General features: G+C 37.2%; 10 protein-coding genes. 3 read left to right on the plus strand and 7 right to left on the minus strand.

Features of this window, described 5'->3' with window-relative positions; translation table 11 throughout:
• Window positions 1-54: 54 nt before the first annotated feature.
• The 3 genes from CS937_RS04735 to CS937_RS04745 all read right to left on the minus strand — a co-directional run bounded on the left by CS937_RS04735 (window position 55) and on the right by CS937_RS04745 (window position 3,608).
• Complete coding sequence (locus tag CS937_RS04735; protein ID WP_099157309.1) at window positions 55-1,593, minus strand: fatty acid--CoA ligase family protein; 1,539 nt, start codon at window positions 1,591-1,593, stop codon at window positions 55-57.
• Window positions 1,594-1,798: 205 nt separating this feature from the next.
• Entirely contained in the window at window positions 1,799-2,794 is a 996-nt protein-coding gene (gene lplA / locus CS937_RS04740) for a lipoate--protein ligase (protein WP_099157310.1), read from the minus strand.
• 82 nt (window positions 2,795-2,876) lie between these two features.
• On the minus strand, window positions 2,877-3,608 hold the full coding sequence (locus tag CS937_RS04745; RefSeq protein WP_099157311.1) for an MBL fold metallo-hydrolase: 732 nt from the start codon (window positions 3,606-3,608) through the stop codon (window positions 2,877-2,879).
• A gap of 97 nt (window positions 3,609-3,705) precedes the next feature.
• On the opposite strand from CS937_RS04745, the gene yhfH reads away from it, so the two are divergent.
• Window positions 3,706-3,834 carry a protein YhfH gene (yhfH, locus tag CS937_RS04750; protein WP_099157312.1) on the plus strand — a complete coding sequence of 43 codons (129 nt, stop codon included), beginning with the start codon at window positions 3,706-3,708 and terminating at the stop codon, window positions 3,832-3,834.
• A gap of 416 nt (window positions 3,835-4,250) precedes the next feature.
• A complete protein-coding gene (pepF, locus tag CS937_RS04755; RefSeq protein WP_099157313.1) occupies window positions 4,251-6,068 on the plus strand; it encodes an oligoendopeptidase F in 1,818 nt (605 codons plus the stop codon).
• Window positions 6,069-6,374: 306 nt separating this feature from the next.
• Here the strand turns inward: pepF and hemY are convergent, their stop codons facing one another.
• The 4 genes from hemY to CS937_RS04775 all read right to left on the minus strand — a co-directional run bounded on the left by hemY (window position 6,375) and on the right by CS937_RS04775 (window position 12,036).
• Window positions 6,375-7,778, minus strand: a complete 1,404-nt coding sequence (hemY, locus tag CS937_RS04760; protein ID WP_099157314.1) for a protoporphyrinogen oxidase — start codon at window positions 7,776-7,778, stop codon at window positions 6,375-6,377.
• A complete protein-coding gene (gene hemH, locus CS937_RS04765; protein WP_099157315.1) occupies window positions 7,778-8,716 on the minus strand; it encodes a ferrochelatase in 939 nt (312 codons plus the stop codon). The genes hemY and hemH overlap by 1 nt, the downstream gene beginning before the upstream one ends.
• Window positions 8,717-8,728: 12 nt before the next feature.
• A complete protein-coding gene (gene hemE, locus CS937_RS04770; RefSeq protein WP_099157316.1) occupies window positions 8,729-9,763 on the minus strand; it encodes a uroporphyrinogen decarboxylase in 1,035 nt (344 codons plus the stop codon).
• Window positions 9,764-9,864: 101 nt separating this feature from the next.
• Window positions 9,865-12,036, minus strand: a complete 2,172-nt coding sequence (locus CS937_RS04775; protein WP_099157317.1) for a transglycosylase domain-containing protein — start codon at window positions 12,034-12,036, stop codon at window positions 9,865-9,867.
• Between the two features lie 178 nt (window positions 12,037-12,214).
• Between CS937_RS04775 and CS937_RS04780 the strand changes: the two genes are divergently transcribed.
• Window positions 12,215-12,709, plus strand: coding sequence for an antibiotic biosynthesis monooxygenase family protein (locus CS937_RS04780; RefSeq protein WP_099157318.1), 495 nt, complete (start codon window positions 12,215-12,217; stop codon window positions 12,707-12,709).
• The last annotated feature ends 86 nt before the right edge of the window (window positions 12,710-12,795 follow it).

The following is a 12,795-nucleotide window of genomic DNA, read 5'->3' on the forward strand; positions in this document are numbered from 1 at the left end:
TAGGTGTGCATAAAGCAAAAATACCATGCTTCAGCACACCACAATACGGACTTTCTATAGTTCTACTCTCTCCTTAAGATTTCTGCGTAGAATTTTTCCGGTTGTATTTTTCGGAAGCTCATCCAAGAATTCAATTTTTGCCGGGACTTTATAGCCTGCTAAATGCCCTTTACAAAATTCAATAAGTACCTCCTCTGTCAATGTCGAATCACTCGAAACAACAAAGCACATAACTGCTTCTCCTGTATTCGTATCTGGAATTCCGATAACTGCTACCTCTGAAATATCAGGATGTGTATACAAAACCTCTTCAACCTCACGAGGATAAACATTGTAACCGCCTACAATAATCATATCCTTTTTACGATCTACTATATAGAAAAAGCCTTCATCATCCATTCGTGCCATATCTCCCGTGTAAAGCCAGCCATCCTTAAGTGTAACAGCTGTTTCCTCTGGCAAATTGTAATAACCCTTCATCACATTTGGTCCTCGAACTACTAATTCACCAACTTCTCCAACGTGCACTTCTTCACCAAATTCGTCCACTACTTTATTTTCAACATGAAGAATGTTACGACCGATGGATCCTGGTTTTCTCGGACGATCTAAAGGATTAAAGCATGTAACCGGAGACGCTTCCGATAACCCATACCCTTCAGACACCATAACACCAAATTCCTTTTCAAAGTTTTTCAATAACGCAACAGGCATGGCCGCACCACCGGAAATACATAATCGGATTTCTCCAAGATCTACATTCTTACCATCTGCACTTTGCAGTAAATAATTATACATCGTGGGAACACCCGCAAAAATCGTTGCATTATATTCATTAGCAATACGAAATACTTCCTGCGGTGAAAATTTTGGCATAATTAACACCGTTCCGCCGTTCATTAACGGTGCATTTAATGCAACTGTTAAACAAAATACGTGAAACATTGGTAATGCAGCAATTACCCGATCATCTCCATTAATGGATAAATAATCGGCAACATCCTTAGCGTTAGAGAATAAGTTCTTATGTGTGAGCATGGCGCCTTTTGGTTGGCCAGTCGTTCCTGATGTATACAAAATTATAGCCGTGTCTTCTTCATTAAGCTTTGGTTTATCAAACATCAAAGATCCTTCCTCAACCATTTCTGTAAACGGTTTCAATTTAACAGAAAGAGTACGATTCTTAAGAGATATATCTGTACCTGTTTCACAGGATATGTAATGGTCCACACCTGGAAGATTTTCAGCTATTGCTTCGAATTTTTCTAGTAAGATATCCATTGTAATAACCGCTTTTACATCACCATTTTTTAAAATATACGATAACTCATGTGCCGTGTACAATGGATTAATCGGGATAACAACTGCACCTAGCCTGAGTGCACCGTACAATCCAATCACATAATAAGGACTATTACCAACAACCAAAGCAATATGGTCACCTCTTTGATAACCTAATTCACATAATTGAGATGCAAATTTTGTAACTGCCCCCTCTAACTCCATGTAGCTCGTTTTTTGGTTCTGAAATACAAACGCTGTTTTGTTTGGGTGGTTTCTAGCTGTAATAGACAATTGATCACTTAAATTCACTTCCAAGCCCCCCTTAATATAATGAATGAATAATCATTCATTATTACGGTAAAATTCATATTAATTATAAAATACAGATAATAATTTATCAAGTGGCAGTGGTAAGGGATGATACATCACTTCTCGAGATGATCCTGATTTTCCGATGACACTAGTCCACAAAAAAATCAGGCACCGTCAACGACGAAAACCTGATTCCCCATAATTAATATAACAAGTTTATAAAGTCTTCTTTGGAAATTTTGCCAAGGTAATGCGGTACATCCACATCTGCTAATGCTTCTTCAATTGCTTTCCGTTCATGACGAACACCAGTTAGTCTATCCTCGATAACTGATACTTCACCAACACCAAAGAAATCACCATAAATTTTACAATTTTCAATGACTCCTTTTTTTACATCTAGTCGGACATCGACAAGACCAGCAGGGAATTTGTGTGATTCTTGAATGTTAAATGATGGTGATTTTCCGTAATTCCAATCCCAATTTTGATAGCGCTCTTTGGAAATTTTATGAACGTTTTCCCAGTCCTTTTCTGTCAGCTCATACTGAGGTACATCTTTCACATCTTCAACATCAAAGACGTAACGTAGAATCAATTCTTTAAATTGGTCCATCGTAATTTTCTCTTCAAGGAATTCAGAAATATTTGCTACACGACTACGGATTGATTTGATTCCTTTTGATTGGATCTTTTCCATTTTTACATTTAACGCAGACACGACATTTTCGATTTCTGAATCAAACATTAATGTGCCATGGCTGAACATACGTCCCTTTGTAGAAAACATAGCATTGCCTGAGATTTTTCGACCACCCGCTGCCAAATCGTTTCGTCCTTGTAATTCTGCAGGAACACCTAGTTTATTCAGGGCTTCGACCATTGGTTTGGTGAACTTTTCGAAATTTTGAAAGCTTTCCCCATCATCTTTCGTAATAAAACTAAAGTTTAAATTGCCTTCATCATGATAAACCGCTCCGCCACCAGATAAACGACGAACGACTTTAATACCATTCTCATCAACATAATTTGTATTAATTTCTTCAATCGTGTTTTGGTTGCGACCGATAATAATGGATGGCTTGTTAATGTAAAATAATAAATATGTATCCTTTTCGCCAAAATTTTGTAAAATGTATTCTTCCAATGCCAAGTTAATACTTGGATCGGTTATACCTTTATTATCTATAAACTTCATGTGATTGACCCTCCCATAAATGTTTGTCCACTCTATATTGTAATCCAATTTTACTAGGCAATCAAAGGATATATCGATTACATTATTTTTCCCACACTAATCCTTCTTTTGCCAACATAATTTTCCCATCATAATACTGTTTTGCTTCCTCAACTAGTTGGTAATTATCACCGTACTGTGGCAAATGACTTAATACAAGTTCACCAACCCTTGCTTTAGCAGCAATCATAGCCCCTTCTTTACTTGTCATATGTCCGGCACTTGCCCCATCCTGATCTGCGTAAAAATTACAATCGGTAATTAGCAAGTCAGCATCGTTAGCAAAATCACTCCACCCTTCTTTATGCGCTGTATCAGCAGTATAGACAATGACACGGTTCCCATCAAAAATCCGCATACCGTAGCATGGAACTGAGTGATTTGTTTTAAAAAATGTAATCGAAAATGGTCCTATTTCAAGCTGTTCATCCGGATTATAAGCAATTCCCTCCGTACATTCATGTGTTAACGAATCAAATCCTTCTCTGTCTTCCGTATGGCCATATATCGGTAAAATTTCTTTATTGTTCTGTAAATACATGTGAACGAGCCAAGCGTATTGTAATACACCAATGTCTGCAACATGATCATGGTGATAATGTGATATAACAACTGCATCAAGATCCATAATATGTTTATACTTTTGTACCTTTGCTAATGCACCACTTCCTACATCGATTAATAACGAAAACCCATCTTTCTCCAACAAATATGCCGATGTTGCACTGTCTAAAGCTGGGTATCCACCCCAAAATCCTATTATTGTTAATTTCATATTAATCACCTCATCAAATTTTGTTGTGACACACTATTGACTTTTTGCATACTGTTATAATACAATACAGTTACTATAACAAAGGAGGATGTTACACATGAAAAGCGTCGTTGAGTTTTTTAAGAACTTACCAAAGAAAAAGTGCCATGAATGTGGTCAAGACATGAACGAGAAAGCGGATTGCTATGGTAATTTATGTGACGAATGTGATCATCCAGCACGGTAATAGTAGTATACCCTAAAAAATCATTTGTACTGTACTATAACATATCATCAAACAGCTATTAGTAGTAGCTGTTTATTTTTTTGTAAAGGATCTTTTTCGCATAGTTTGTTGCTATTCATAGAAACTGTGACGTAAATGCTAGGTTGATTTCGCACTTTTGGTTGTTCTTGCCCCGCATCTACTCAGCTTTCCGTGGGCAATTAAAAGTTTCTCATCCCCCTGGAGATTATATTGAGGATATATGCTTTTCTATTTCTTATAAATGAAATGCGATTATAAAGCAACAATCTATAGAAAATAGTCTTTGCAAAAAAACAGACACACCATTTTATTTGAAAAATCATACCATTCAACCATTTTTTATATTATACTATTATTTAGAGTACCGAAATACTTATTCTGAAAGGGGCAAAATAATGACTACTACTACACAAACAAAACGGTGGATAAGATCAGAAGTACCCGAAGAACAAACGTGGAATTTAAAAGATTTATTTACATCCGATCAGGATTGGGAACAGGAATTAGCTGCAGTACAAGCAGATGTTGACGAAGTAACGAATTATAAAGGTAAATTAGGTACGAATGCTGACACACTATTAAACTGTTTAGAAACCCTTGAAAACTACCAAAAGCGAATCATTAAAGTGGCTGTATATGCAAATTTGCGTTCAAGTGCTGATGGAACAGACCCTAAGAACCAGGGAGATTCCGCAAAAGTTTCGGCAGCGCTCGCAAACATTGGTGCAAAGCTTTCTTTTGTTGAATCGGAATTATTAACATTACCCAATGCAACAATCCAACAATTTTTACAAGAAAAACCAGAACTCAACACCTATCAAAAAATGCTTGATGACGTACTTGAAAAAAAGCCATTTACTTTATCACCCGAAATAGAAGAAACTTTGGCAGCTCTTAGTGAGGTTCATGACTCACCATACATGATTTATCAACGCAGCAAATCATCAGATATGGAGTTTTCATCCATTCAAGATGAAAATGGAAATGAACTACCGATGTCAGCAGCACTTTACGAAGATCGATATGAAATAACGGCTAATACAAATCTTCGCAGAAAAGCATATGATTCATTTATTAATACGCTGGACCAATACAAAAACACGTATGCGGCAACCTATGCAACAGAAGTTACCAAACAAGTTACTATGGCTCGTTTACGTTCCTATGATTCTGTTACAGACATGCTCCTGCAGTCACAACATGTTACGAAAGATATGTATCACAATCAGTTAGATATTATTCAAAAAGAGCTTGCCCCGCATATGAGAAAGTTTGCTAAGCTAAAACAAAAAGATCTTGATTTGGATGAATTACGCTTTTGTGATTTAAAAGCTCCACTTGACCCGAAATTCAATCCAACAACAACGTATGAGGAAGCGACAGCGACAATCTTAGAAGCTCTTCAGGTTATGGGGCCCAAATATAGTGAAATCATGCAAAAGGGAATCAAGGATCGTTGGGTTGATTTAGCTGATAATGTTGGAAAATCAACTGGTGCTTTTTGTTCTAGTCCTTACGGGGTTCATCCTTATATCCTTATTACATGGACAGACACAATGAGAGGCGCGTTCGTACTAGCGCATGAATTGGGGCATGCAGGACATTTTTATCTTGCCGGAAAAAATCAATCAATCGTAAATACACGTCCGTCAACCTATTTTGTTGAAGCACCATCAACATTAAACGAATTACTGTTAGCTAATCATCTCATTAAAAAAACTGATAACAAGAGAATGAAACGTTGGGTTATTAGTCAATTGCTAGGTACTTACTATCACAATTTTGTTACCCACTTATTAGAAGGTGAATTCCAGCGCCGCGTTTATGAACTAGCTGAATCTGGAACGCCGCTAACAGCAAATGTGTTATGTGAACAGAAACGAGAAGCTTTAGAAAATTTCTGGGGTGATACCGTTACATTTGATGAGGGTGCAGGTCTTACATGGATGCGTCAACCGCATTATTATATGGGACTCTATCCATACACTTACTCAGCAGGCTTAACTGTTTCTACTGCTGTTGCCCAAAAAATTCAAGAAGAAGGAAAACCCGCAGTAGATCGCTGGCTATCTGTATTAAAAGCAGGTGGAACAATGAAACCACTCGATTTAATCAAACAAGCTGGTGTTGATATGTCTAAGCCTGATGCAATTAAAACGGCTGTAGCATATGTTGGAAAGCTCGTGGATGAATTAGAAAAAAGCTATGAATAGCAAGTAAGATAAGGCTGTTCCATTTGAGGAACAGCCTTTTTTTATAACTATGTTAGGATAGAATTATTTTAGCAATGAAAGTTCCAAGTTCCTTAACCTTACAAGTAGATTCATGCGCTCAAGTGATGAGGTTGCACGTTCACGGACCGAGGTTGCGTGCTTAATGATCAAAGTTGCACGTTCTACTGTGGAAGTTGTGTGTCCAGCTCAAAACGGCGCATTTAAAGTCTGGAGTCATCAGTATCAGCATCAATCTCAATCCACAAAAAAAGCCCGCACACTCTATTAATGTACTGGCTCAGATTATCATCCTCGCAAAAACTCCAATACATCTGTCACTGCCTTCTCACCTTGTTCAATACAATCCGGTACACCAATACCTTCATACGAACTACCTGTTAAAAAAACACCTGGAAGTTGCTCATTAACCTTATTACGAACCTTAGCAATTCGTTCTTTATGGCCAACCGTATACTGCGGCATTGCATTCTTCCAACGTGTAATAACACTAAATTCAGGTTTTCCAGTGATATTCATTGTTTTATTTAAATCATTTAATACAATATCGATAATTTCCTGATCCGATAAATCAACTACTTCTTGGTCTGATGGACGACCGACATAGCAACGCAATAGCACCTTACCATCTGGTGTCGATGTTGGCCATTTCTTGTGTGTCCATGTACAAGCAGTGATACGGAAATCACTATTTCTTGAAACAACATAACCTGTTCCATCAATATCTTGGTCAATTGCTGATTTATCAAATGCTAAAGCAACATTTGCAACAGAAGTAGCTGGAATTTCTTTAAAACTACTAAAGAAATCATATTGGCTGAACATCTTTGGTAGCGTGAAGTGCGGTGTCGCCATTATGACTGTGTCAGCCTTATAAACCTCACCATTACTTAATAACAAATGATAGCCATGTTCTTTTTTTTCAACATGATCTACAGCTGCATTTAATGTAACTGTATTGTCATCAAATTCATCTGCAAGTCGATCAACCATTGATTCAAGACCACTTTTAAATGAGAAGAACATGCCAGGCTTCTTCTCTTTTGTTTTTTTAGGTTTAGGCATCGTATTCTGTAAGCCTTTAACAAGACTACGATGTTCTTGTTCTAATTGATAAAAATTAGGGAATGTAGCCATCAAGCTCATATCATCAATATCTCCAGCATAAATACCAGACAACAAAGGCTCAATTAAATTTTCCACTAATTCGTTACCAAACCGGCGTCGGAAAAAGCCACCTAATGATTGGTCTGTTTGTTCCTTTCCTTTAGGAAGTACAAAATCAAATCCTGCACGTAACTTCCCTTTCCCCGAAAAAATCCCCGAAAATAGAAACGGTCGAACTTGTGTTGGGATTCCCATAAAAGCACCACTAGGCATTTTGTGTAATTTACCTTGTACTAAAATATAGGACTGACCAGTACCATTTCTTACAAGTTGATCATCCATGCCTAGTTCTTCAGCAAGTTTAACCGCAGGCTTTTTTCGTGATAAAAATGAATCCGGACCTTGTTCGATCGTAAAACCATCTTTTTTAAACGTTTTGATTTTACCACCTAAACGTTCACTTGCCTCCACTAATTTCACATCATATGGCAATTGATTTGCTTTTATTTCTTTTTGTAAGTAGTAAGCAGCGGTTAAGCCTGTTATACCGCCACCAACAATTACAATTTGCTTTTTCTCACTCATTACGCTTCACTTCTAACTTTTTTCAAAACTACCTCGGCCAATGTTTTGATAAACTTCGGATGTACATTAGGCATCTCAGGTCTATAGTAGTTAGCTCCTAATTCATCACAAACTACCTTACATTCATAATCATTGTCATATAAAACTTCTAAATGATGTGCAATAAATCCTACTGGAGCATATACGAATGAACGATAGCCCTTTTTATCATATAATTCACGTGTTAAATCTTGTACATCTGGTCCAAGCCATGGATCTGGTGTGTTTCCTTCGCTTTGCCAGCCGATTTCGTAATTTGTAATACCAGTTTTCTCAGAAATTAGTTTAGCAGTTTCTTTTAATTGGTCAGGATATGGGTCACCATGTTGCAAAATTTTCTCAGGCAAGCTATGTGCAGATATTACCAACACAGCTTTTTCTTTTTCATCTGCAGGCATTTTATTATAAACAGCATTAATTTGCTCAGCCCAAAAACCGATGAATCCAGGTTCATCATACCAGCTTTCCACAGATATAATGTTAGGTTTACCATGTTTTGCAGCCTCTTCACTTGCACGTGAATTGTATGATTTTACACTAAATGTTGAGTAGTGTGGGGCGAGTACCAAAGATACCGCCTCTTCAATTCCGTCTTGCGCCATTTGTTCCACTGCATCTTCAATGAATGGCTCAATATGTTTCAATCCGATATATACTTGAAATTCGTATTCTTCTTGCATCTCGTTTAAATTTGCTTCAATTGACCTTGCCTGGTCTTCCGTGATTTTTGCTAATGGAGAAATTCCACCAATCGCTTTATATCTATCTTTTAAATCCTGAAGCATGTCATCTGTTGGCTTTCTACCATGACGAATATGTGTATAATAACGTTCAATATCTTCCTCTTTGTAAGGCGTTCCATATGCCATTACAAGTAATCCTATTTTTTTTCGTTCCATTTTCAGCACCTCTTATTTTCGTGAATAATTATGAATGAGCTCCGTCAATTTCTTCAACGTTGCTGGTTCGATATCTGGTGTTACTCCATGCCCCAAATTAAATACATAGCCGTTTTCCCCTACACCTTCATCTAAAATTCCCTTTGTACGTTTTTCGATTGTTTCCCAATCAGATAATAAAATTGCAGGATCCAGGTTCCCTTGCACCACTTTCGTAACACCCATTTGTCTTGCTTCCGTAATAGATGTACGCCAATCCAAGCCAATAACATCTACTGGAAGGTCATTCCATTCGAGTAGTAAATGCCTTGCACCAATACCAAATAAAATCAATGGTACGTTTTCTGCTTGTAACTCTTGAAAAATCCGATTCATGACAGGTTTAATATATACCCGATAATCACCTGCATTAAGAGCCCCTACCCACGAGTCGAAAATTTGGATAGCTTTTGCTCCCGCATTAATTTGTGCTTTCACATACGTAATAACCATATCAGCAAGTTTATCCATTAATGCAAACCAAACTTCAGGTTCTTTGTACATGAATGCTTTCGTTTTATTGTAATTTTTGGAAGGGCCACCTTCAATCATATAACTTGCCAATGTAAAAGGCGCACCACTAAATCCAATTAACGGTACACTTAATTGTTCCTCTGTTAATAAGCGAATGGTATCTAATACATACGGTACGTCCGCTTCAGGGTTAATCTTCCCTAGCTTGTCCACATCCTGAAACGTTTTAATCGGATTGTGAATAACCGGGCCTACATTCTTCTTAATTTCTACATCAATTCCAATAGCCGGAAGCGGCGACATAATATCTTTATACAAAATTGCTGCGTCAACACCATAATGCTCTACAGGCAATCGTGTAACATAAGCACATAGTTCTGGCTGGTGTGTAATTTCAAATAAAGAGTATTTTTTCTTCAATTCTCGATATTCTTTTTGTGACCTGCCCGCTTGTCGCATGAACCACGCAGGAGTGTAATCAGTTTTTTCACCATTGTACGCTCTAATAATCGTATCATTAATCTGTTTCGACATTTTTTTCACCCTTTTTACCTACTTAACCTCTATATTTAACTATAGCGATTTCCTTTCTTACTGTATAGCAAACCCTTTTGATTGTCATGAATTTGTCTAATTTACATCGACAATTCCACTGAATTTGAACGTTTTCCTTCTATTTTTGTTAAAGGGTTAAATGGTACGACATAAAAATTTTCTTTCTGAAATAACGAAACATCATCGACAATAAATTCATTATCCCCTTTCACCTCACCAATACGTTTATCGATACCATCTTTTTCTTGATAAATACGATAAACAACACGATCATCTGGCGGACTTGTCCATGTCAATTTTCCCTTTACTAAGGAAAAACCACCGAATTCATAACCGGCAGAAAGTTCTATATTTTCCGGCAGATTAATCGGTTTTGCTAACGCATCAACATTTTTTGGTTTTGTAAAAGCTGTTGTTAATGATTCACGGTTGTCCAACTCTGTTAAAATAGCTTTTGTAAGCATTGTCGGATATTTACTTCCATCTGTTAAGTAATGTTTTTCATCCGACTTATCATATCCCATCCACAATGCACTAACATACTCCGGGGTATACCCGACAAACCATGCATCTTTAAACTTACCATTTACAAATGGATGTTGAGTCGAACCAGTCTTTCCTGCCAAGGCTTTTTCGTATTCCCCATATTCGGCAGTTCCATGATCAACATTTGCCTGTAAAATTTCAGTCATGTTCCATGCAACTTGTGATGAGAAAACTGCCGTGGTTTCAGCTTCATTTTGAAAAATAACCTCATCATCTTGATCATATATTCGATCAATTGTATGGGATTCAATCGCTTCTCCAGAATGTGCAAACACTCGATAACTTTCCATCATCTCTAAAGGGGTTATGCCTTTTGACAACCCACCTAATGCAATAGCTAATCCATTATCTGGAATCGTAATATCCATTTTAGTTAAATATTCTTTTGCATAGGGAATTCCAATTTCATCGAGCAGCCAAACTGCTGGTACATTTTTCGACTTTATTAGAGCTTCATAAATGGAAACCGCTCCCGCATAGTTATTGTCAACATTTGTTACAGTATAACCATCATTATCCATTTTCTGGTCTGGTAAAAGCGTATAAGGCTGATAATCCTCTTTCATCATTCCTGGACCATATACAGCTATCGGCTTCATTGTAGAGCCAGGCTGGCGCTTTACGGTTACACGATTTAAGTCTCCTAGACTATAATCCCGCCCTCCGATGGCTGAAATGATGGCACCCGTTTGCTGATCCATCATGACAAAAGCACCCTCTACTCCTGTCGTATTTCCTGGGAAATAGTCCTCTTTTTTAAATTGTTCATAGGCAATTTGTTGTGCAGTATCATTCATATTTACCACAATTCGATAACCACCGCGTTTTAATTCATCAATCGACAATTGATGATCGCTTGCCGCTTCTTTCATCACTAGGTCAACGTAACTGTCTGTCCACGGATTTGGTGTTTCTTCTTTTACGTGTAACCCCAATGTTTTGCCCTGTGCCTGAACGCGTTTTTCAGTAGATATCATACCCGCCGCATCCATGGCTTGAAGTACTGTATTCCTTCTTGTTAATGCCTTTTTTGGATGATTGATTGGCGAATAACCATTTGGGGCTTGTGCTAATCCTGCCAAAAGTGCCCCCTCTGTTACGGTTAACTCTTCAGCAGACTTAGAGAAAAATAATTGCGAGGCAGCCTCAATTCCGTATACACCATGTCCAAAATAGATTCCATTTACATATAACCCTAAAATCTTTTCTTTGGAAAACTCTCGTTCTAAATAAATTGCAGCCATTACTTCTTTTGTCTTTCGCATCCATGTTTTATCATTGTGTAAAAACAAATTTTTTGCCACCTGCTGCGTGATGGTGCTCGCTCCCTCAACCTTTTTCATAGCAACGATATCTTTAAATACTGCACGTGAAACAGATTTAAAATCAACGCCAGCATGATCATAAAAACGTCGATCTTCAATTGCCACAAACGCATTTTTTACATGCTCTGGAACATTGTTAATATCGATAGGAGTCCTATATTCATGGTATAATGAAGCTATGACTTTACCGTCTTGGGTTTCAATCGTTGTTTTTGCGTCTAGAATTAAATCTTCCTCATCGACAACTAGTTTTCCACCGAATAAAATAATGAAATAACCGATCAACCCGAAAAATATAATAAAACCAGCTACAAATAATGTCCATTTTACTTTAGTAGGAATTGATAAAAGTTTTTCATATTTGTTATTCTTTTTGTTCATATTTCACCTCTAGACATGATTGTTTTTTACAATCACACCGTATAGTATACGACAAATTTCACCAATCCGAAAGAATAATACTCAATGTTATTTAATACTAATTCTAAATACTAGTAGATTAATATTATTTTCATAGGGTATGAATAACTATAAGAATTTTTTGAGAGGAGATGTTAACGTGAAAGCATACATGACAAATGGTTCGTTCGATTTTTTATCTAAACTTCAAGAAAAATACCCAGAAATCCATTTTTATTTCATGGCTGGAGGCGGAAGTGCATTAGCCTATTATGAGGATTATAAAAAAAACGTTTTCGCTGCTGGAAGGGAATATCACGTTTTACAGGATAGCGGAAGTATTGTAAAAAAGGGATATGTCGTGATGAATAACATAACGGTAACAGAGGATGGGACAGCAGCGTTTGAGGATCGCTTTAAACAACGGGCGGGCGAAATTGATAAAATGCCTGGGTTTCAAGCGTTTCGTTTATTAAAGCCTAAAAAAGGAAATACATACGTTGTGTTTACGCAATGGGCTTCAGAAACTGACTTCGAAAACTGGAAAAACTCTGATACGTTTAAAAAACAGCATCAACACGGGCCAACTAAACCACCAGCATTTTTTGCAGATAAACCCTTTGTTACTACCTATACCATGATTGATCAAGATTAACGGGAGAGAAGGATAATCCCTCTCTCCCGCTTATTTTCCTGCTATACTAGCTAAATAAATCGCTATTCACCTAAACTTTATTGTTT

The sequence above is a fragment of the Virgibacillus ndiopensis genome (assembly GCF_900187325.1).
Classification (GTDB): Bacteria; Bacillota; Bacilli; order Bacillales; family Amphibacillaceae; genus Virgibacillus_E; species Virgibacillus_E ndiopensis.